This is a genomic window from Bacteroides sp. 519 (genome assembly GCF_010500955.1).
Classification (GTDB): Bacteria; Bacteroidota; Bacteroidia; order Bacteroidales; family Bacteroidaceae; genus Bacteroides.
Window position 1 is genome coordinate 186,348 of record NZ_QVMJ01000004.1, and the last position, 24,014, is coordinate 210,361.

General features: G+C 40.3%; 13 protein-coding genes and 2 tRNA genes. 8 read left to right on the forward strand and 7 right to left on the reverse strand.

Features of this window, described 5'->3' with window-relative positions:
* The first annotated feature begins 59 nt into the window (after positions 1-59).
* The 4 genes from D0T85_RS05625 to D0T85_RS05640 all read left to right on the forward strand — a co-directional run bounded on the left by D0T85_RS05625 (position 60) and on the right by D0T85_RS05640 (position 7,923).
* Positions 60-3,341 (forward strand): TonB-dependent receptor, encoded by a 3,282-nt coding sequence (locus tag D0T85_RS05625; RefSeq protein WP_163211085.1) that lies wholly within the window; start codon positions 60-62, stop codon positions 3,339-3,341.
* Positions 3,342-3,359: 18 nt separating this feature from the next.
* Entirely contained in the window at positions 3,360-5,024 is a 1,665-nt protein-coding gene (locus D0T85_RS05630; RefSeq protein WP_163211087.1) for a RagB/SusD family nutrient uptake outer membrane protein, read from the forward strand.
* Positions 5,025-5,036: 12 nt separating this feature from the next.
* On the forward strand, positions 5,037-5,810 hold the full coding sequence (locus D0T85_RS05635) for a discoidin domain-containing protein (protein WP_163211089.1): 774 nt from the start codon (positions 5,037-5,039) through the stop codon (positions 5,808-5,810).
* 112 nt (positions 5,811-5,922) lie between these two features.
* On the forward strand, positions 5,923-7,923 hold the full coding sequence (locus tag D0T85_RS05640) for a DUF3472 domain-containing protein (protein ID WP_163211091.1): 2,001 nt from the start codon (positions 5,923-5,925) through the stop codon (positions 7,921-7,923).
* Positions 7,924-8,002: 79 nt separating this feature from the next.
* Here the strand turns inward: D0T85_RS05640 and D0T85_RS05645 are convergent, their stop codons facing one another.
* From D0T85_RS05645 to D0T85_RS05655, 3 genes are read right to left on the reverse strand one after another with little or no spacing between them, the layout of a single operon-like run.
* Complete coding sequence (locus D0T85_RS05645) at positions 8,003-9,073, reverse strand: TIGR04133 family radical SAM/SPASM protein (protein WP_163211092.1); 1,071 nt, start codon at positions 9,071-9,073, stop codon at positions 8,003-8,005.
* Positions 9,063-9,536, reverse strand: a complete 474-nt coding sequence (locus D0T85_RS05650; RefSeq protein WP_163211094.1) for a radical SAM-associated putative lipoprotein — start codon at positions 9,534-9,536, stop codon at positions 9,063-9,065. The genes D0T85_RS05645 and D0T85_RS05650 overlap by 11 nt, the downstream gene beginning before the upstream one ends.
* A 20-nt stretch (positions 9,537-9,556) precedes the next feature.
* On the reverse strand, positions 9,557-10,039 hold the full coding sequence (locus D0T85_RS05655) for a radical SAM-associated putative lipoprotein (RefSeq protein ID WP_163211096.1): 483 nt from the start codon (positions 10,037-10,039) through the stop codon (positions 9,557-9,559).
* Positions 10,040-10,242: 203 nt separating this feature from the next.
* Here D0T85_RS05655 and secDF point away from each other — a divergent pair, with 203 nt between their 5' ends.
* The gene (gene secDF, locus D0T85_RS05660) at positions 10,243-13,212 is read left to right on the forward strand and encodes a protein translocase subunit SecDF (RefSeq protein ID WP_163211098.1); all 2,970 of its coding nucleotides are present in this window, start codon (positions 10,243-10,245) and stop codon (positions 13,210-13,212) included.
* A gap of 245 nt (positions 13,213-13,457) precedes the next feature.
* On the opposite strand, the gene D0T85_RS05665 is transcribed toward secDF, so the two are convergent.
* From D0T85_RS05665 to D0T85_RS05680, 4 genes are all read right to left on the reverse strand, one after another.
* Positions 13,458-15,941 carry a YfhO family protein gene (locus tag D0T85_RS05665; RefSeq protein WP_163211100.1) on the reverse strand — a complete coding sequence of 828 codons (2,484 nt, stop codon included), beginning with the start codon at positions 15,939-15,941 and terminating at the stop codon, positions 13,458-13,460.
* 98 nt (positions 15,942-16,039) lie between these two features.
* A complete protein-coding gene (ahcY, locus tag D0T85_RS05670) occupies positions 16,040-17,455 on the reverse strand; it encodes an adenosylhomocysteinase (protein ID WP_163211102.1) in 1,416 nt (471 codons plus the stop codon).
* Between the two features lie 99 nt (positions 17,456-17,554).
* Positions 17,555-17,628: transfer RNA gene (locus D0T85_RS05675), tRNA-Asn, on the reverse strand.
* Positions 17,629-17,648: 20 nt separating this feature from the next.
* Positions 17,649-17,722, reverse strand: a tRNA-Asn gene (locus tag D0T85_RS05680).
* 80 nt (positions 17,723-17,802) lie between these two features.
* Between D0T85_RS05680 and D0T85_RS05685 the strand changes: the two genes are divergently transcribed.
* From D0T85_RS05685 to D0T85_RS05695, 3 genes are read left to right on the forward strand one after another with little or no spacing between them, the layout of a single operon-like run.
* On the forward strand, positions 17,803-18,792 hold the full coding sequence (locus D0T85_RS05685; RefSeq protein WP_163211104.1) for an adenosine kinase: 990 nt from the start codon (positions 17,803-17,805) through the stop codon (positions 18,790-18,792).
* A 33-nt stretch (positions 18,793-18,825) separates the two neighbouring features.
* A complete protein-coding gene (locus D0T85_RS05690; RefSeq protein WP_163211106.1) occupies positions 18,826-20,520 on the forward strand; it encodes a S41 family peptidase in 1,695 nt (564 codons plus the stop codon).
* A 56-nt stretch (positions 20,521-20,576) separates the two neighbouring features.
* Positions 20,577-23,897 carry a protein O-mannosyl-transferase family gene (locus D0T85_RS05695; protein WP_163211108.1) on the forward strand — a complete coding sequence of 1,107 codons (3,321 nt, stop codon included), beginning with the start codon at positions 20,577-20,579 and terminating at the stop codon, positions 23,895-23,897.
* Positions 23,898-24,014: the final 117 nt, after the last annotated feature.

The following is a 24,014-nucleotide window of genomic DNA, read 5'->3' on the forward strand; positions in this document are numbered from 1 at the left end:
TTAAGAAGAAATTATTACGAAAACCAAAATTTTATCAACCTTAAAACATTGTGGTATTTATGGAACAATACATTAAAAACGGCAACACATGCCGTATGTTAAAGAAATGCTCCCGAATTATGAAGATTAGTGTTTTTTTAATGTGCATCAGCATCGGGGTACTTTCTGCACATACCTCGTATAGTCAAAGCACAGTACTCTCCTTGAAAGTACAAAACCAGACCCTAAAAGATGTTATCAGCAAAATTGAACAGCAAAGCGAATACATCTTTTTCTATAACGATGAAGCTGTAGATGTAAATAGAAATGTAGATATATCGGTAAACAATGCTACTATCTATGAAATTCTGGATAAACTTCTGGACAAAAAAACAGCCAACTATAAAGTGCTCGACCGCCAGATTATTCTTTATAAAAAAGAGGTTATAGAAGAAATAGCCACACCCAAAATAGAAATCATTGAACAAACCAAATTCAATGTTACCGGTAAAGTAACTACCGAACAAGGTGAAGAACTGATTGGGGTTAGTGTGGTTGAAAAAGGCACATCAAACGGCGTTATTACCAACATCGACGGACAATTTACAATAGATGTTAACAACAGCAATGCCATATTGATACTTAGCTACATTGGCTACGAAACACAAGAGGTAGCTGTTGCCGGAAAAAACCGGGTTAATGTTGTGTTGAAGGAAGAACTGGCTTCGCTTGATGAGGTAATTGTGGTTGCTTATGGTACACAAAAAAAGAGTTCGGTTACAGGTGCAATTGCAACTGTTAACGCAGACAAATTGAAAACTGTTACAACTCCGAATGTAAATGCCATGTTACAGGGTAAAGTTGCTGGGGTACAAGTTTTAAACACTTCGGGAAGACCAGGCGAAGCAGCAACAATTCGTATTCGTGGAAAGGGCACATTAACCTCAGGAGTTGATCCTTTATGGGTTATTGATGGTGTTGTTTCGGGTACAGGGGCACAACTCAACCCTAACGAAATCGCATCAATCAGTGTGCTAAAAGATGCGGCTGCTACTGCTTTATATGGATCGCGTGCAACAAACGGAGTTATTTTGGTAACAACCAAAACAGGCCGATTGGGTGAAAATAAAGTTGATGTATCTGCTAAATTTGGTGTGTCAAAACTTAATATGGGTAAATTTAAACTCATGAATTCACAAGAATTATACGATTACACCGAAAGCATGGCAAACAAAGAAAATGCTGGTTTAGGATGGTTTGGAACTCAATTGTTGAATCATGATACCGACTGGTTTGATTTGGCAACCCAAACAGCTTTAACTCAAAACTATACAGTTTCGTACACATTAGGAAATGAGAAAATCAGAACATTCCTTTCTGGCGATTACTATACAGCCGAGTCGGCTATTATAGGTGCCGATTATAATCGTTACAACATCAGAAGCAACACTGATTATAAAGTAAACAATAAGTTAACTATAAAAACAAAGTTCTCAGGTAGTTACTGGCACGATTTCAACAACATGCATTCCATATATAGTGCATTAACTTATTTGCCATGGGATTATCCTTATAATGAAGATGGAAGTGTGCGAAACGGTAAGGAAGAAGACTGGCATGGTCGTGATGCTTCGAACTATTTGTATAATCGGCAATGGAATTATGCTAAAGGAAAACAATTGGGGTTAACAGCTAGTGCAGGTTTCGATTATAAAATTACTGATTACTTAATTTTTGAATCAAACAACAATATTGGTTATCGTTATCATTTAACAGAAGGATATACAGACCCACGTTCTACATCTGGTTCTGCTGATAAAGGACATTTAACAGCATCCAATGCCTTTACAACTACTCGTTATACAAACCAGATGCTTCGTTTCAATAAAGCGTTTAAAGACGTACACGATATAAGTGCTTTCTTGGGATATGAATACAGCGATTATAAATATGAGGCTAATAATGCCGAAGGTAGAGGTATTCCTCAGGGATCCGAAGTACTAGGGGTGGCAGCTAATGCATATAAAGTTGGTGGTAGCAAGAATGAATGGGCAATGCAGTCTGTTTATTTCAATGCCAATTATACCTATAATGATAAGTATATGGCACAGTTCTCTTATCGTGTTGATGGTTCTTCTCGTTTTGGGAAAGACAATCGTTATGGTGGTTTCTTTACATTTGGCGCAGGATGGGCTATCGACAAGGAAGACTTTATGCAAAATTTCGAGTTTGTAGACCAACTAAAACTCCGGGCTAGTTATGGGTCTATTGGTAATACTCCAGGTTCGGGTAATTATGGATATATGACTGTATATTCATTGAAAACAAACTATAATGGTGTCCCTTCGGCTTTCCCTTCTCGTTTAGGTAATGCTAATTTAAGTTGGGAAAAATGTTACGAAACAAATATAGCTTTGGATATGCGTTTGTTTGATAGAGTTGGTTTGAACATTGATTTTTATAATAAGAACACTTCCGATCTTTTATATTTAGTAACATTGCCATCGGTAACAGGTTATGATAGTCAATATCAAAATATCGGTGCAGTTCGTAACCGGGGGCTGGAAGTTACTGTAAGTCCTGATATTATTAGCACAAAAGATTTTAAATGGACAATGGATTTTAATATTGCTCTTAATAAGAGTAAAATTAAAGAATTGTATGAAGGAAAATCGCAAATATCAGGTAATAAAATATTTGAAGAAGGAGCAGAAATCGATACTTGGTATATGGAAGAGTGGGCAGGCGTTGATATATACACTGGCGACCCAATGTGGTATATCTATAATGAAGATGGAACACGTACATTAACCAACCAATTGTCTAAAGCAACCCGTGTTAAACAAGGAAGCTCAAATCCTGACTTCACCGGAGGTATTATGACAACCTTATCCTATAAAGGCCTCTCATTATCGGGCGCATTTACTTTTGTTTCCGGAAATAAAATCTATCACTCGGCTCGTCAGTTCTATGATAATGATGGAGCATATCCTACATACAACTCTATGAAACTGAAAGATGGTTGGAGCAGATGGGAAAAACCTGGTGATATTGCTACACACCCTAAACCAATTGCTGGTGGTAACAGAGACTCACAAAAAAGATCTGGAAGATATTTGGAAGATGGAAGTTTCTTCCGCATGAATACACTTACACTTTCTTACATGCTTCCTGCTACTTTCCTTAAGAAATTAGGACTTAAAAGCGGAAATGTTTCTTTAACAGGTGAGAATCTGTTTACAATAACTAATTTCTCGGGTGTTGACCCTGAAGTTGGAGCCGGAAAAGACAATGGAGACCCGGGAACAGATTTCTACCCAATGACACGCCAATTCTCATTGGGACTTAACCTCAGTTTCTAATTCTAAAACATTGATTATATGAAAACACCTATAAAAACATTGATATGCTTTCTGGCAATCTTGGTAATGACTGGTTGCGATTTGGATCGTTTTCCTTATGATGAGATTACCAGTGATAATATGGATCCCAATAGTGTAGAAACAATAACATTGGGAACCTATGCAAAATTAAAAGAAGAATATTACTATAAATCACTTCATTTTGTGAACGAGTTTGGAGGTGATAATATTTCTTTGAGTGGATCTACATCCGATTTATTGTACAATTTGCTAACGTTTAGACGTACACGAGATAACTATTATCCTGGACGTGTGTGGAAGTTTACCTATCAAATGATAGTTAGTGTAAATACAATCATTCAACAAATGGAAGAAGGCGAAAGTAGTGAAAAGGATCAGCTTTTGGGAGAAAATTACTTCCTCCGTGGTTTCTTATATTTCCAGTTGAACAATATTTTTGGCCGTCCTTATGTGCAAAGTCCAGAAACAAATTTAGGAATACCATTGAAACTCACAGCTGATTTAAGTGATTTCCCTCCTCGTTCCACTGTAAAAGAAGTGTATGAACAGATAATCAAGGATCTTACCAAAGCTGCCGACTTAATGACAGTAGATAAAGTTAATTTTTATGCTTCTAAAGAAGTAGCTTACGCTTTCTTGTCCAGAGTTTATCTTTATATGCAGAATTGGGAAAAAGCAAAAGAATATGCCGATTTGGTTATCAATTCAGGAAGATATTCACTTCTAACAGGTAGCGATTACCAAAAGTATCCACGATTTGTGCCCGAAGAAAACAAAGAAACAATCTTTGCAATCAGAATGGTTAAGGATAAAGATTTCGAAGATTATCACATGGGATACTACTCTGTAGGATCAATGTATGCCGAAATAGAAGAACAAGGTTGGGGAGAAATGTATCCTTCTTCTACCATAATGGATTTGTATGATGAAAATGAAAGTGACCTTCGTCATGCGTTTATTGTAAACCAGATAAAGGATCCTGCCGAAAGCTGGATGTTGTATGTACACGATGTTAACGACGTTACTTACAATTATGTATATGCAAAAGTAGAACTGGAAAATGGAGAGTATGTGATTAAAGAAAAAGCGGATGATTATACAGATAATAAAGTTCAAACAGAAACTGTGAATGGTAAATTACGTTACTTCGTTACTCGCAAAGACAATGGCAAAAAATACTATGTTAAAGTAGAACCGGCATTGGAAAACCGTAACGGATATCCTAAACGATTCATTTATAAATGTTCTTTGCAGGAAGACCAGTCGCAACTTTATTCGCCTGTATTAATTCGTTTGGCCGAATTATATCTGAACAGAAGTGAAGCCAATTATCATTTAGGTAATGAGCAAGCAGCTTTAGATGACCTAAATGTAATACGTGAACGTGCTCAAATACCAGAAAGAGTAATAAAAGACATGCCAACAGATAAAACTTTGTTGGATTGGATTTTACAGGAAAGACGTCTTGAACTGGCTTGGGAAGGACATAGAAAATTAGATATATTTAGAAACGGACAAACTCTGGATAGAAGATATCCTGGTGGACATTTGAGTGGAGCACCTGTATATACAACAGTGAAACCTGATGCAGATTATATTTTAGAGTTTATTCCTCAAACAGAAATGGATGCTTATCCTATTGAATTAGTACAAAACCCATAATTTTAGCTACGTATGAAAAAAATAATATACCTGATATTATTAGCTGTAATAGCTGTTTCTTGTAAAGATGAGGATGTTTTGGTACCAACAGCATTATTCATTGAAGACAATCCTGTTGAATTACAAGCTAATGGCGAAACTAAAACACTGGAAGTAAAAACAACTGCATCAAGTCTTGTTCTAGAGAATACAGATGCTACATGGTGCACAGTTACATTAAGTGGAAATACGTTGACTGTTGAGGTTGCAAAGAACAATTCTCTTGCTGGCAGAGAAACAAGTATCAACTTGGTTGCACCAGACAGATCGTTAACTTTACCTATTAAACAAGCTGGACAACCAACAAAAGCTGTTGAGGTTTTAAGTGGATGGGCGTCAAGTTTCCAACCCAATAATGCTTCAGAGGGGGATATTAAATATTCATTTGATGGCAATGCGGGTACAATGTATCACTCTAAATGGGGAGAAACACAAGAAACTTATGAACTGATTTATTATCTTAAAGGTGCTCCTAAATTGGCAATGATCTCTTATTATCCACGTTCTAATATGGGAAATGGTACTTTTGGTAAAATAGAGATATTAGCTAGTACAACAAGCGATCCTGATAATTTTACAAAAATAATGGATGCTACATGTATTCAAACAACACCTTATACTCCAACACATATAGAACTAACAACATTTGTGGAAAACACACATGCTGTTAAGATAATAGTAGATGGTAGTACAAGTAAAGGCGGTTTTGCATCTTGTACAGAAATGGAATTCTATGCAGTAGATTAGTACTTGATTTTTTTCTCATACCTGATTTTTGAAAGAGAATAATTTCTTATTGTTTAAATAATGATTTGAAGTTATTCTCTTTCTTTTTTTATTAACCTTAAACAATATTAATATGAACAGATTATTCTATGTTTTTTGTCTGATTCTTTTTATTTCTTGTAAAAAAGATGATTCGGCGAAAATAGATATTACATTAAAAATAGAAAAAAACAGTATTGAATTATCGGCCAATGGAGAATCCAAATCACTAAAAGTAACTACTAATGCAGAAACCTTTGAAACAAAGGTTCCGAATGAAGCAGGTGAGTGGTGTACAGCAAAAAAACAGGGGTCGAATATTATTATATCTGTTACCAAAAATAACGAATTAACAACCAGGCAAACAACTGTAACAGTTACCGCTGGCGATAAACAAGAAACAATTTCTGTTTCGCAGGCATATACACTTCCTACCCCCGATGCCGAAACAAAAATTAAAATCACCGGTGGCGAAGCATCCAGTGAGGAAACCACATCAACAGATAATAAATTTGCCAACTCGTTCGACGAAGACTATAACACAATATGGCACACCAATTGGAACGAAGGTAACAAGTATCCATACACCATAACCTATCATCTGGAAGAAACCGATCAGTTGAATTATGTAATTTACTATCCCCGGACCGATGGATCGAATGGTAAGTTTGGACAAATAGAGATTCAGGCTCAAAGCAGAACATCAACTGATTTTGTAAAAGTGATGGATTACGATTGTGGGAAGAAAAGCACTGAAAGCAAAATTATGCTGACCAATGCTGTAATAAATCCCAAGTCGGTTCGATTTATCATTAAATCGGGCGAGGGCGGACATGCCAGTTGTGCCGAAATGGAGTTTTATCGCGGAACAGGCAAGGAAACTAAAATTGGTACCGAAATACCTTTGGGTGGAAATACTTACTTCGCCACAGCGGCAGGCAGCAGCAGTGTTACCGAGAATGGTTTAATTAATTGGTCGGACCCTGAAACCATTTTCAGTACTTACTTCAAAGTAAAGCAAGCAGGTGACCTGGAACTTTACCTTAAATACCGCGGAAACACATCCGAAAGTGAAATAGAAGTAACATGTAACGATAAGGTATTCCCAGTACTATTACCCAAACCGCAAAGCAGAGATGCGTATGCCTACATTGGCAAAGTAAGCAATGTTACTCCCGGCTACATAAAAGTAGATATAAAGGGCAAAAAGCGTAACGATAATATATTTGCTATTCCCACAGCACTGGCAGTAGATGGAACCGCTTCGCAGAACATGACTTTTGTGAGCAGTGCTTTCTCTTCGTATTGGGGCCGGCGAGGACCATCTGTACACATGGCATACACATTGCCTACAGACGATTGTGAATGGTTCTATAACGAAGTAACTGTACCCGAAGAGATGGATCCTGTAGGCAGCTATTTCATGTCGAACGGATTTGATGGTGGATATTTTGGCATGCAAGTAAACTCGGCTACCGAAAGGCGGGTTTTATTCTCGGTATGGAGTCCTTACGAAACAGACGATCCTTCAACTATACCCGACGAGTATAAAGTAAAGGTTGTAAAGAAGGGCGAAGGAGTGAAAGATAACGATTTTGGTGGCGAAGGTTCGGGCGGGCAAACCTATTTGCTCTATAACTGGAAAACTAATCAAACATACAAGTTCTTAACCCGCATTCGTCCGGTTGAGAATAACTATTCGGAATTTACTTCTTATTTCTTCATACCCGAAAAAGGGAAGTGGCAGTTAATATCACAGATGTTGCGTCCTAAAACCCAGACTTATTACAAAAGTGCCCATTCGTTCCTGGAGAATTTCAATAACGAAACCGGCCACTTAACCCGTAAAGCTTATTACAACAATCAATGGGTGTATACAACATCCGGAAACTGGATTGAGCTGAATAAAGGAACTTTCACAGTTGATGCTACTGGTAGTGGCGGTTGGCGATTAGACTACAAAGGCGGTGCAGATGCCTCAGGATTCTTTTTGCAAAACTGCGGATTCTTTAACGAAACCACGAGTAAAGGCACCTCGTTCGAGCGGACAAAGAATAACACTGCACCAAATGTAGAGTGGGGGGAGTTGGAGTAAATTGTAGTTAAGATTGCTCATTGGTACAGGCCGAGCTTGGAAAAGTTCGGCCTTTTGCGCATAAAAGACAGAGGGGTATTCACTTAATTCTTTTGTAGTGGCAAAGCAATAGTTTCCCTTCATCATCTCTGAGGTGCATTCCGTTTCCTTCGCAATAACGGAACATGTTACAATTAGCACACTCATCTTTGCGCATCCACTCCCGGTTGCGGAACACCTGAAACCGGTTGTTCCAAACATCCATAAAATTGTCTTTGTATATATTGCCTTGAGCAAAGTTGCTGCGTATGCTCGGGCAGGCCGATATAGAGCCATCGGCCAGGATAGAAGCTACACTGATACCAGCGTTGCAGATGAAGAAATTGTCGCGTACATCAGCTTCGTATCTGCCAAGAAAACCTTCGCAGCCATAACTAAGTTTTACTTTTCCTTCTTTACGAGTTGCTTTTATAAACTCCATCAGGTTAGTAAACTCCTCATCTGTTAGCTGAAATTCGGGATATTGGGCAGCACGGCCTACAGGAAATATGGTAAAAACACGCCAATTGCGAACACCAATATTGTATAACTTTGCTTTTAATTCGGGCAGATATGTCAGGTTTTTGCGGTTTACACAGGTTACCACATCCCATTTTAATTCAGGTTCGTGAACAATCATCCGGATTGCTTCCCATGCTTGGTCAAAGCTTTTAGCATGACCACGCATCCAGTTATGATCATCTTTAAAACCATCCAGACTGATGGTTATGGAGTGGAGTCCGGCAGCCATCAGTGCATCAAGCTTTTTGCGGGTTAAGAAGAGGCCGTTCGACACCATTCCCCACGGATAACCGCGGTTGTAAAGTTCGAGCCCTACATATTCCAGGTCTTTCCGCATTAACGGCTCGCCGCCGGATATAATAATATTGGTTTCATTGGGGTTTATGTGTGGAGTTATGGAGTCAATAACCTTCAGGAAGTCTTTGGCAGGCATATCTTTGCGAAGCGAATCGGATTTGCAGTCGCTACCACAATGTTTGCATTGAATATTGCAACGTAAAGTACATTCCCAAAACAGTTGCCGCAAAGGATGTAGTTTCTTTTTATTCTCGCGGAACTTTCTGAAAACTTCGAGGGCTAAACGTTTGCGCAGAGAGATGTTATTCGGCATTTTCCTTTTCTTTTACGATTATCGTAATTTCCTTAGAAGCTTTCCCTGCATACCAGCCTTTACCACCTTTGGGTTCGCCCATGTCTATATCAACAGAGTCGGCCTTATATATACTGATATTTCCATTTTTCTGTAAAGCCGTAAATTTGGCTCTCCATAACTTCCTGGGCCAGACATAATCGTTTTTGTAGATAAATTCGCCATTGCTATTGGTATATAATGTATCTCTGTTGTAATCCCATTGCAGAAATTGGTTGTTTTCGATCTGTCCAACAACAATCTGAACATCAGCAAGCGGCTGCTGGTTGGTATTGATAACTTTTCCTTTCAATTCGTAAGCAGCATGAGGGGTTCCATATTCGTCCGGGCTTTCGGAAGTGCAACCGTAGAAACCTAAAATTGTTAATATTCCTGCCAGTAGGCAATTATACAAGCGTAGCCAATGTTTAGTAAATGCGTCCATAAGTTTCGTTTTATAGTTTGTTATTCTTTAGTTTCTTTTTCTTCCAGTATTATTGTAATTTTTTTAGATGCCTCGCCTTCGTACCACGAATCTGTACCGCCCTCTAACCTACCCATATCTACATCAACAGAATCGGTTTTGTAGATTCCGATGTTTCCATTTCGATCTACTGCCCGGTATTTAACCCTTAACTTGCTGTTGGGCCAGGCATAATTATTCAAATAAGAAAATTCTCCGTTTGCATCCGAAAACAAAGTATCTGGTTTATAAGTCCATTCGGTATACGAGCTTTTATATACTTCGCCAATAATTAATTGTATGTTGGGTACTTTTTCTTGTTTGCTATTAATAACTTTACCTTTTAATGCGTATTTGGCATGAGGTTGCCCATACTCTACTAGGCCGTCAACACTATCTGTTGCACACGAAAAACCAAGCAATGCCAACACCCCAATCAATAGATAGTTATAACATTTTAACCAAACTTCCCTATTTGTTTTCATCTTGTTAACCAATTTAAAATATAGCTTCTATAATCGGAAATGCGAATTTATACAAAATACTGCATGCAACAATCTAAAAAACCTGCTAGGCATCAAATATTTAACCCCCAATTATTATAGAATGTGAAAAAAAAGCTATATTTGCACCCCCGTATGCGAATGAATTAAATTAATAAAGTAACAATAATAAAATTTAAAGTAAAATGCAAAACAAAGGAATTGTGAAAGTTTTTGCGGTATTACTCACACTGGTTTGTGCGTTTTATCTCTCTTTCACCTTCGTAACCTCTCATTGGACTTCGAAAGCTAAGGAGTATGCGAATGGTGATCCGACGATGGAACAGCACTTTCTTGATTCAATGGCGAACAAGAAAGTATACCTGGGAGTATATACGCTGAAACAGACGCGCGAGATGGAGATTGGTCTGGGATTGGACCTTAAGGGAGGTATGAATGTTATTCTTGAAGTATCGGTTGCCGACGTAGTTAAAGCATTGGCTGATAATAAGCCCGATGCAGCTTTTAATCAAGCTGTGGCTGCTGCTACTGCACTTCAAACAACCAGTCAGGACGACTTTGTAACCCTTTTCGTTAGAGAATATCACAAAGTAGCTCCGGGAGCGAAACTTTCCGAATTGTTTGCAACTCAGAAACTGAAAGACAAAGTTTCGCAACGTTCAAGCGATGCTGAGGTTGAAAAAGTACTGAGAGAAGAAATTCAATCGGCCATTGATAACTCATACAATGTGCTTCGTACACGTATCGACCGTTTTGGTGTTGTTCAGCCGAACATCCAGAAACTGGAAGACAAGATGGGACGTATCATGGTTGAACTTCCTGGTATTAAAGAACCCGAACGTGTTAGAAAACTCCTTCAGGGATCGGCTAACCTTGAGTTCTGGGAAACGTATCCTGCACAAGAAATTGTACCGGTATTGAATACGGCAGATGCTAAACTGCGCGCTGTCCTTTCTCACGATGATGATACTACCGAAGGCGCAGCAACAGATACTACTGCAACAAGTTCTTCAATTAAAGATGATATTCAATCGGCTTTGCAGGGCGATAACCCAACAAGCAGTTCAACTACCAGTGCTGATGCCAGAAAATATAATCCGCTGACTTCTATTTTGCAAGTAGTAAACAATGGCCCGATTGTAGGTTATGCTACTGCAAGAGATACAGCCGAGGTTAACAGACTTCTTGCTATGAAAGAGGTTGCTGCCGGTTTTCCAAAAGACCTCAGATTGAAATGGGGAGTTGCTCCGGCTAATGCTGCTGCCGAAATTCCTCTATACGAACTTTATGCAATCAAATCAACAGAACGCAGTGGCAAAGCTCCACTGGAAGGTGATGTTGTTGATGATGCCAAGAACGATTACGACCAATATGGTAAACCATCTGTAAGCATGGCTATGAATACCGAAGGTTCCAGAAAATGGGCTTTACTTACCAGACAAAATGTAGGTAAATCTGTTGCTATTGTACTGGATGGTTATGTATATTCTGCTCCAAATGTAAACAACGAAATTACAGGTGGCCGTTCGCAGATTACCGGTAACTTTACTCCCGAACAAGCAAAAGACTTAGCAAACGTTCTTAAGTCGGGTAAAATGCCTGCACCTGCACACATTGTTCAGGAAGATATTATCGGGCCTTCGTTAGGAGCCGAATCTATTCAGGCTGGTTTCATTTCGTTTGTAGTAGCTCTGGTTCTGTTAATGATTTATATGTGTGTTATCTATGGTTTGGTTCCCGGACTTATTGCTAACGCTGCATTGATTATTAACCTGTTCTTTACATTAGGTGTTCTTGCCTCGTTCCAGGCTGCACTTACTATGTCGGGTATTGCCGGTATGGTGCTTACTCTGGGTATGGCGGTTGATGCTAACGTACTTATTTACGAACGTATTAAAGAAGAGTTAAGAGCCGGTAAAGGTATTAAGAAAGCTGTTGCCGATGGATATTCAAATGCATTCTCGGCTATCTTCGACTCTAACTTCACATCGCTTATAACCGGGGTTATCCTGTTCTCGTTTGGTACTGGTCCTATCCGCGGATTTGCTACAACTTTGATGATTGGTATAATCATGTCATTCTTCACTGCTGTATTCTTAACCCGTGTAGTATACGAATACTTCCTGAACAAGGATAAACTGCTGAATCTGTCATTTACTTCTGCAATATCTAAGAATATTCTGATTAATCCTAAGTTTGACTTTATGGGCAAGAACAAAATGTCTCTTACCATTACAGGAGTTATTATTGCTGTTTGTGTTGTTCTATTGGTATTTAAAGGTTTGAACCAAGGTATCGACTTTACCGGTGGACGCAACTACAAAGTACAATTCGTTGATCAGGTAGAGCCCGAAGCAGTACGTAGTCTTCTTGAAAGCAGTTTCGATGGAGCAAACGTAAGTGTTATTGCTATTGGTGCCGACAAGCGCACTGTACGTATCAGCACTAACTATAGAATTGAAGAAAACAGTTCGGAAGTTGATTCGGAAATCGAAGCATATATTTATCAATCGTTGAAACCATTGTTAACCGAAAATATTTCTCTTGAAACATTTATCGACCGCGATAATCATACAGGAGGTAGTATCATCAGTTCGCAGAAGGTAGGACCAAGTATTGCCGATGATATCAAAACTTCTGCATTCTGGTCGGTGTTGTTATCGCTGGTTGCTATTGGTCTTTATATCTTGCTGCGTTTCCGCAATGTATCGTACAGTATTGGTTCGGTTGTTGCACTAACAAGCGATACACTGATGATTTTGGGTGCTTACTCGCTGTTGTGGGGTATATTACCAATCTCATTGGAGGTAGACCAAACCTTTATCGGTGCAATTCTTACCGCTATTGGTTACTCAATCAACGACAAGGTGGTTATCTTCGACCGTGTTCGTGAGTACTTTGGTTTGTATCCAAAACGCGCTACAAGACAGTTATTCAACGATTCGTTGAACTCAACTCTTAACCGTACTATCAACACATCATTAAGTACATTGATTGTATTGTTGTGTATCTTCATCCTCGGTGGTGACTCAATCCGTAGCTTCTCATTCGCTATGATTCTTGGGGTTATCTTCGGTACTATCTCATCACTGTTCATTGCTTCTCCGGTTGCATACCTGTTGATGGGAAAGAAAAAGCAAGCTACAGAAGAGTAATCTTCTCATAATATTTTGAAAGAGGGTGTGCCTATACGGGTACACCCTCTTTTTATGTGTTGCCTAAGGGTATGGCAAAGAGCGCAAAGTCGATTAGCTATGTACAGACGAAAATGTATCTTTAGGAAAGAACAAAGGCTAAGCTTGGCCTCTGCGAATAAAAAAAGAGTGCCTATTTTGACACCCTCTTTTATGGATTAGTAGATTAGAACTGTATAGTTCTACTGACTGCTAGCTACTAACTACTAACGACGTATTTTTCGTGCCTTCGCGCCTAACATAACAACTGCTCCTATTAAAAGCAATGCAAGCCCAATATATGCAATGGTTTCTGTTGTATGTACGCTTTGCGGATCGAAACGCATTTCTATGGTATGCTCTCCGGCAGGTATAGGTAATGTGCGTAGAATATAGTTAGCACGGGCTAACTCTACTGGTTTGCCATCGATAGTAACTTGCCAGTCGGGATAATATATTTCGGAAAATACAGCTACACCATCCGATGCACTATTGCTCTTAAACACAAGGTGATTGGGTTCATAGCTTTGTTGTATAATACTTGCAAGCGAATCTGTGCGTAGTTGAGTTACCCCACCAAGAATCTCGGAGAAGCGTTTATCTACAATTGCGGTTTTGTACAGATCAACCTCGGCCAATGCATCTATTTCTTCATTTGCATTATCTACATAACGTACTTCGTTCACAAACCATGCATTGCCTAGTGCATAGGGGTTCTGTATGGGCCATGTCTCGTTTTTCCCTACAGGCATAATGAAATACTTTGTATTCAGCATATTCAGTACCGGGAAGAGGCTGGGGTCAACTTTTTCCATATCTCCGTTGTTCTCGACAATAGCTTTCTGGGTAAGTTGCATTTCGAGTGCAATGTAGTGCTCAATCATTTCCTGATACCTGCGAAGCTTTGCTGCATGATATCCACCCACACTTTTATGCCAGTAAGCGGCTGTGTTATCGTTAAATGTACTTACCGACATATCGAGTACCCGGTAATTGATGTCAGGGTCCTGCAATATCATTTCGTCTGTCTTGGTTTTACGGAATGTATTGGTTTTCACTGTTGGCGGTTCAAATAGGTCGTCGTGCAGATAACGTTTATCAACCTGCCATAAATCAACCAGCGAAATGATAGCTATCCCCAATGCTAACCATAATGGTTTGAAAGATTTCTTTGCATACAACAAAATCAATACAGAACCAAGCAGTATGATAAAGAAGCTACGCCATGCATCGGATGTAAAGATGGCAACACGCACTGTTTCAAGATCGTTCAGTATCCCAGCTAATTGCTGTGAATCAAAAGCATTGCGAAGTGCTCCCATCTCCATTGCCGAAATGTAGTTAAAGAATGCTTTTGGAAATAGAGCAAACAGTAACGAGATACCTCCTGTTAGTGCAAAACTTGCAATAAAAGATTTGCGCCATTTACCTAATATCTCTTTCGGGTTCTGAATAAGTTCTTTCAATGCAAGTACAGCCAGCAATGGTATAGTAAATTCGGCAATAACCAGAATGGAAGATACAGCACGGAAACTGCTGTACATCGGAATCCAGTCGATAAAGAAATCGGTAAGTGGCATAAAATTCTTTCCCCACGATAATAGTATGGAAAAAATGGTTAGGCCCAGTAAAGCCCATTTCATAGGACCTTTCACAATGAAGCAGCCAAGTACAAAGAGCATCATAATCAAAGCACCTACATATACAGGTCCTCTGGTCATGGGTTGATCGCCCCAATATTGAGTTAGTTGTGCATACAAATTCTGATATATGGGGTTGGCTTTTTCCATTGCCTTTGAGCTGTAAATTAGCGGATCGCTAACTCCTCCTTTAGCGTTGGGTATAAGGAGGGTGAATGTTTCGCTAATTCCGTAACTCCATTGGGTAATGTAATCGCGGTCGAGCCCACTACTGGTTTGGTTGGCTTTATCGCCCTTGTAAACCAGTTCGCTTTTGCCACGCATAGTATCTTTACCATACGTATATGTATGATACAGATTCGATGCATTAATAGCTACCCCCACCAATGCTGCTACCACAAGTACTGCACTTGCTTTCCAAAATTGAGGCAGATTGCCTTCTTTTTTCAACTGGAAGAAGAAAGCAATAGCAAAACCAATGATTACGAAAAGGAAATAATAGCTCATTTGCACATGGTTAGACAAGATTTGCAGTGCCACAAATAATGCCGCCACAAGTCCGCCAACCAAGTATTTGCCACGGTAGGCCAGTACAATTCCGGCTATTGTTGGTGGGATGTAGGCCAGCGCAACAAACTTCCAGATGTGTCCGTTAGCAATGAGTATAAAGAAGTAGGAAGATAAGCCCCACGCTACTGCCCCAAAAGCAGAGAGTACCGGATTCACCTTGAGTGTTCGTAAAAGGATGTAGAATCCCAACAACATCACAAAAGATAACCATACATAGTTGGGCAGAAAGAGGTGGTACACTTTCTCGGCTGTGCGCAATGAATCGGTAGAGTTGTAGCTGGGCGACATCTGGTAAGTGGGCATTCCTCCGAATATGGAGTTTGTCCACCGGGTACGCTCACCCGTGCGCTCATAATATTCTTTGCTCTCTTGTCCGGCTCCCACACCTGCCGAAGCGTCGTGTTGAAACAGTATACGGCCCTCTATGGCTGGTAAGAAATAGACTAGCGATATAATCACAAATGCCAGAATGGCTATCAAATCGGGGATATACTTTTTCATGAGTTTGAGTTTTGAGTTTTGAGTAATGAGTTTTGAGTAATGAATTTTGAGCACACCGCATGGATACTCAAAACTCATCACTCATTACTCAAAACTTATTAGTATCTATAATGCTCCGGCTTATACGGTCCATCTACCTGAACTCCGATATAAGCAGCTTGTTTAGAAGTTAGTTTGGTAAGTTTTACTCCAATCTTTTCGAGGTGCAGGCGTGCAACTTCTTCGTCCAGATGTTTAGGTAAGCGGTAAACGCCAATAGCATGTTCGCGATTGTAAAGTTCAACCTGTGCCAATGTTTGGTTTGTAAAACTGTTACTCATTACAAAAGAAGGATGTCCGGTAGCACAACCCAGGTTAACCAAACGACCGTCGGCCAACAGAAGAATGCTGTGTCCATCGGGGAATTTGTACAAATCTACCTGTGGTTTAATGTTAACTCTTTCAATGCCCGGATAGTTCTTCAAGGCTTCTACCTGAATTTCGTTATCAAAGTGACCGATGTTGCATACTATTGCCTGATCCTTCATTTGTTCAATGTGGTCGATGCGGATAATATCAATGTTTCCGGTTGTGGTTACAAATATGTTACCTTCGGCGCAGGCCTCTTCCATTGTGGTTACTTCAAAGCCTTCCATGGCTGCTTGTAGTGCACAAATCGGGTCTATTTCGGTTACAAGTACACGGGCTCCGTAACTGCGCATAGAATGGGCACATCCTTTACCAACATCGCCATATCCGCAAACAACAACTACTTTACCGGCTATCATAACATCGGTGGCTCTTTTAATACCATCGGCTAATGATTCGCGACAGCCATACAGGTTATCGAATTTAGATTTGGTAACCGAATCGTTTACATTGTATGCTGGGAAAAGAAGTTTACCTTCTTCCTGCATCTGGTAAAGGCGATGTACTCCTGTGGTTGTTTCTTCGGATACACCACGTACTTCGGGTGCTACCCTGTGCCATCTGTCGGGATCTTCTTTTAAAATACCTTTCAGGATTTTATAGAGTTCTATTTCGTCTTCAGCTTCGGCTGGATTATCAAGTACGGCAGCGTTGGTTTCTGCTTCGTAGCCTATGTGAATCATCATTGTGGCATCGCCTCCATCGTCAACAATAACAGTTGGACCATTACCGTCGAAGTTCAGTGCTTGCAGTGTACACCACCAATAATCTTCGAGTGTTTCGCCTTTCCATGCAAATACAGGTACTCCGGCTTTAGCAATGGCTGCTGCTGCATGGTCTTGTGTTGAATAGATGTTGCATGAGCACCAACGTACCTGTGCACCTAGTGCAACCAGTGTTTCAATTAATACAGCTGTTTGAATGGTCATGTGCAGTGAACCCATAATGCGAGCTCCTTGCAGGGGTTTCTTTTCTCCGTATTTTTCGCGAAGAGCCATTAGGCCAGGCATTTCCTGTTCTGCCAGTTCGATCTCTTTACGGCCAAAGTCCGCAAGAGAAATATCTGCTACCTTATAAGGTAGAGAAGAGAATAATTCTGTTGACATAGAGTGTAAGTTATATATGAATAAAACGTTGCAAAGATAAAGTATTTCGGGGAACACGCAAAAAAGCCACTTACAAGTTGTTGTAAGTGGCTCTTTTCGCTCTTCCTCTTGGACTTGAACCAAGGACCCTCTGATTAACAGTCAGATGCTCTAACCAACTGAGCTAAGGAAGAATGTTGCATTTCAAGTTTTGCTCTTCCTCTTGGACTTGAACCAAGGACCCTCTGATTAACAGTCAGATGCTCTAACCAACTGAGCTAAGGAAGAATGATTATTTCCTTGAAATGCGATGCAAAAGTAATAGGATATTTTGGAATATGCAATATCTTTGCAGAAAAAAAATAAAAATGGATAAAATCCTTGGTATGGGTAATGCACTGGTTGATGTATTAGCCAAGATAAAAGATGATTCCTTACTCAACAAAATGCAGCTTCCTAAAGGCAGCATGCAGTTAATAGATGAAGTAAAGCTGACGCAAATACAAGAGCACTTCAGCGAGATGAAAACTCACAAAGCTACCGGAGGATCGGCAGGAAATACAATTCTTGGACTTTCGGTTATGGGGGCAGCCACCGGATTCATTGGTAAAGTGGGCAACGATGAGTATGGCAATTTCTACCGCAAAAACCTTTCAAAGAATAATATAGAAGATAAACTTCTCACAAACCCAGCTCTCCCTTCGGGTATAGCCTCTACTTTTATATCTCCGGATGGGGAACGTACTTTTGGCACTTACCTTGGAGCAGCTGCTACTTTAAAAGCCGAAGATCTATCGCTGGAAATGTTTAAAGGGTATACCTATTTCTATATCGAAGGATATTTGGTACAAGACCATGATCTTATTCTGCGGGCTATTGAACTGGCCAAAGAAGCTGGTTTGCAAATATGTCTGGATATGGCAAGCTACAATATTGTGGCCGAAGAATTTGATTTTTTCAAGCTTCTTATAAACAAATACGTAGATATTCTGTTTGCTAATGAAGAAGAAGCTAAAGCATTTACCGGCAAAGAACCCGAAGAGGCTGTAGAGATTCTGGCCGGAATGAGCAGCATTGCTATTGTAAAAACCGGAGCAAAGGGATCGCTTATCCGCAAAGGGACCGAAAGTATTCAAATATCTGCCATTCCGGTAAAAAAGGTAGTCGACACTACTGGCGCAGGCGACTATTTTGCTGCCGGATTTCTTTATGGACTAACCTCGGGATACTCGCTCGAGAAATGCGCTAAAATAGGTTCTATATTATCAGGGAATATTATTCAGGTGGTAGGCGCACAAATGACAAAGCCCCGCTGGAATGAAATTAAGCTGAATGTTAATGCTATGCTAGCCGAATAAGATGATTCAATTCTCACTACTAATTTAAGAAGGATGAAAAAATATATCAATAAACAAACCGTTATAGTTTTTGCTATTGTGTTGGCCGGAGTATCATTTTTCGGTTTCCGGAAGATGGATAACCGCAACTTCCAGTTAGCTAAAAACATAAGTATCTTCAGTTCTATTGTAAAAGAGCTGGATATGTTTTATGTAGATACGCTGGATGCCAATAAAACATTAAGAACAGGTATTGATGCGATGTTAATGTCGCTCGACCCATACACCAATTACTTCCCCGAAGAAGATCAGAGCGAATTGGAGCAGATGATAAAGGGTACCTATGGCGGAATCGGTTCATTAATTACCTACGACCCCAAACGTAAACGTTCTGTTATTGCCGAACCTTACGAAAACATGCCGGCAGCCGAAGTAGGTTTAAAGGCAGGCGATGTGCTTCTTGAAATTGATGGCAAGGACCTGACCGGAAAAAACAACAGCGAAGTTAGCGAAATGCTCCGCGGGCAGGTTAACACTTCACTGAAAGTGAAAGTAGAACGTCCCGGAACCAAAAAACCAATTGATTTTGATATTGTTCGTAAGTCTATTCAGCTGCCAATAGTTCCTTATAACGGAATGATAGATGATGGCATTGGCTACATCAACCTCAATAGTTTTTCGGGGAAACCGGCAAAAGAATTTAAAGAAGCTTTCCTTGAACTGAAAAAAACTCAGAACCTTTCTTCACTGGTAATTGATTTACGCAACAACTCCGGAGGTTTACTGGACGAAGCTGTTGAAATAGCCAACTATTTTGTGCCGCGTGGTGAAGTTATTGTAACTACCAAAGGAAGGATTAAGCAAACAGAAAGCACCTACAAAACCCGTCGTGAACCATTGGATACCGACCTCCCTATTGTAGTGCTTGTTAACAATGGTACTGCCTCTTCTTCCGAAATTCTGGCAGGTGCATTGCAAGACATGGATCGCGCCGTAGTTATTGGAACCCGCACATTTGGAAAAGGACTGGTACAAACCACACGTGCACTGCCTTACGGGGGAGCTTTGAAGATAACAGTTTCTAAATACTATACACCTAGCGGACGTTGTGTGCAGGCTATTGATTACAACCATCGCAACGCCGATGGCAGCATAGGCCGCATACCCGACAGTTTAACAACTGCATATCGTACCCTGGCTGGTCGCGAGGTGCGCGATGGAGGAGGTATTAATCCGGATATTGTTATCAAACCCGAAAAAATTCCTAATATCTTGTTTTATCTGTTGAACGATAATCTGATTTTCAATTATGCTACCGATTATGCATTGAAACATCAAACAATTGCCCCGGCAGAATCTTTTGCTATAACCGATGCCGACTATCAGGAGTTCAAAGAACTGGTGCAGAAATCTGATTTTAAATACGACCAACAAAGCGGAAAGCTACTTAAAACACTGAAAGAAACAGCAGAGTTTGAAGGCTATCTGGATAATGCTTCCGAAGAGTTTGCTGCACTCGAAAACAAACTCAGCCATAACCTGAATCAGGATCTGGATCATTTTGCTGATGAGATAAAAGACCTTATCAATAACGAGATAGTAAAACGATACTATTTCCAGAAAGGAGGAATCATTCAACAACTGAAAAGCGATCCGGATTTAAAGGAAGCTGTAAAAGTATTAAAGGACTCTGGCAGATATAGTGGTATCCTGAGTCCGAATAATAGCGAAAGTTCGGAAGCTGTATAAAAATTTATTGTATCTTTGCCACCCGTAATATGTTCACTAATAAATAGCTATAGTTGATGAATCAATACAAAACGGTAAATAACATCATCGGATGGTTTACATTTCTTATTGCTGCCATTGTTTATTGCATGACTGTTGAGCCCACTGCCAGTTTCTGGGACTGTGGAGAGTTTATTCTTTCTTCTTATAAACTAGAAGTTGGTCATCCCCCCGGGGCACCTTTCTTTATGCTTACCGCTAACTTCTTCACCCTTTTTACCAGCGATGCAACTTTGGTTGCCAAAATGGTTAACTATATGAGTGCACTGATGAGTGCCGCTTGTATCCTTTTCCTTTTCTGGTCTATCACTCATTTGGTTAGAAAGCTGATTGTTAAAACAGAAGAAGAAATAAGTCTGGGCAAACTAATCACCATCATGGGATCGGGATTGGTTGGTGCACTAGCCTATACCTTTAGCGATACATTTTGGTTCAGTGCAGTCGAAGGCGAAGTATATGCCTACTCATCTATGTTCACAGCTTTGGTTTTCTGGCTGATACTAAAATGGGAAGATGCTGCCAACGAACCACACTCCGACCGTTGGCTTGTTCTGATAGCCTACTTCACCGGCTTGAGTATCGGTGTTCACCTGCTCAACCTGCTTTGTTTACCTGCCATTGTTTTGGTTTATTATTATAAAAAGAATCCCGATGCCAACCTCAAAGGCAGTATTCTTGCCCTTATTGGATCGGGCGTGCTTGTTGCCGTAGTATTGTACGGTATTGTTCCCGGAGCCGTTAAAGTTGGCGGCTGGTTCGAACTTTTGTTTGTAAACACATTCGGGATGGCATTTAACACCGGCGTTATTGTTTATATCATTGTATTGGCTGTTGTTATCATTTGGGGCGTTTACGAAAGCTATCAAAACAAAAGCCGTATAAAAATGAATATCTCGTTCCTGCTTACCATTGCCTTGCTGGGTATTCCTTTCTACGGCAAAGGATTCAACAGTATTCTTATTGGTATGGTGGTACTAGTTATTCTTGCTATTTATCTTTTCACCACATCAATCGATAAGAAATACCAGATCAGTGCCCGTACCATGAATACGGCGCTGCTTTGCATCATGACAATCATGATCGGATACTCATCGTATGCACTGATTGTAATCCGCTCTATTGCCAACACCCCGATGGACCAGAACTCTCCCGAAGACATCTTTACGCTGGGCGATTATCTGGGACGTGAGCAATACGGTAGCCGTCCGCTATTCTACGGACAAACCTATTCTTCACAAATTGATTTGAAAGTAGAAGGTAACTACTGTGTACCTTGCGAAGAATCGAAATCGACCAAATGGGTGCGCAAAGAAAAAACTTCGCCCAACGAAAAAGACTCTTATATCCAGATTCCCGGACGTGTAGAATATAAATATGCACAGAACATGCTATTTCCACGTATGTATAGCAGTTTGCATGCCGAGCAGTATAAAGGATGGCTCGACATTAAAGGAAGAGACATTACCTACGAGCGTTGCGGCGAACTGACTACAGTGAATGTTCCTACCCAGTGGGAAAACATCAAGTTCTTCTTCTCCTACCAGATTAACTTTATGTACTGGAGATACTTTATGTGGAACTTCGTAGGCCGACAGAACGATATTCAGGGACATGGTGAGATAGAAAACGGTAACTGGATTACAGGTATCAAGTTTATTGATAATATGCTGGTAGGTAATCAAGACCTGTTGCCACAGGAACTGAAAGAAAATAAAGGCCGCAATGTGTTCTTTGGCTTACCACTGTTGTTGGGAATCATAGGACTGTTTTGGCAGGCATACCGCGGTAAAAGAGGGGTGCAGCAATTCTGGGTAGTATTCTTCCTCTTCTTTATGACCGGACTTGCAATTGTACTTTACCTGAATCAAACACCCAGTCAGCCACGCGAACGCGACTATGCTTATGCCGGTTCGTTCTATGCCTTTGCTATCTGGATAGGTATGGGAGTTGCAGGTATCATACACTTATTACGGAAACGTTTTAATGTAAAATATGTACCGGCAGCTATCATTACTTCGGTTATTTGTTTGCTGGTTCCTATTCAGATGGCAAGCCAAACATGGGACGATCACGACCGTAGCGGACGTTATGTATGTCGCGACTTCGGTCAGAACTACCTCATGACGTTGCCCGAAGAAGGTAAACCAATCATCTTTACCAATGGCGATAACGATACCTTCCCATTGTGGTACAATCAGGAAACAGAAGGCTTCCGCACCGATGCACGTACTTGTAACCTGAGCTACCTGCAAACCGATTGGTACATCGACCAGATGAAACGTCCGGCATACCTGTCTCCTTCACTGCCTATTACCTGGAACCGTGTAGAATATGTAGAAGGAACCAACGAATACGTTGCTGTCCATGCCGACTTCCTGAAGAAGAAGATTGAACCGCTTTATAACGACAGTATGCCTAACTCGAAAATGGATGATGTGCGCAAAGAGTTTGGCGACAATCCTTACGAGCTGAAAAACATCCTTGAGAAATGGATTCGCAGCGAATTGAATGTTATCCCAACCGATAGTATCGTTATGAAAATAGATAAAGATGCTGTACGCCGTTCGGGTATGAAGATTCCTGCTGCTTTGGGCGATTCAATTCCTGATTATATGCACATCTCGTTAAAAGGCAAACGTGCTTTGTATAAGAGTGAACTGATGATGCTCGAAATGCTGGCTAATGCCAACTGGGAACGTCCGATGTTTATGGCCATCACTGTAGGGGCCGAAAATCAGCTTAATATGGCTAATCACTTTATTCAGGAAGGGCTGGCTTACCGTTTCACACCGTTTGACACCAAAGCTTTGGGCGAAACAATAGACAGTGAACGGATGTACAATAACCTGATGACTAAGTTTAAATTTGGCGGTATTGATAAACCGGGCATCTATATCGATGAGAATGTTTTGCGTATGTGTTATACACATCGCCGTCTTTTTGCACAATTGGTTGACCAGTTATTGAAAGAGGGTAAGAACGATAAGGCCCTTGCTGCTTTAAACTATTGCGAGCAAATGATTCCGGGATTCAATGTTCCTTACGATTACCAGAATGGCGCAATTAATATAGGTACTGCTTACTACAAGCTTGGCGAAAAGGAAAAGGCTGATAAGATACTGGATTATATGGCCAATAAAGCCTCGGAGTACATCATCTGGTACCTGAGCCTGAACGACCGACAAGTATTGGTTAGTTACAGAGACATTGGCTATAATATATCTCTACTTGATGAGTGCATACGAATTATGGAAGAGAACGGATCGGATTTAGCCACTGGATATTCAGCTACTTTGAATAGCCTATACGAAGAATTCTCCACCCGCTTTGGGAAATGAGTTATGAGTAATGAGTAGTGAGTAATGAGTTTTGAGTTTGCCATGCGGTATCACTCAGAACTCATTACTCACAACTCATTACTCAAAACTCAAAACCCATTACTCAAAACTCATCAC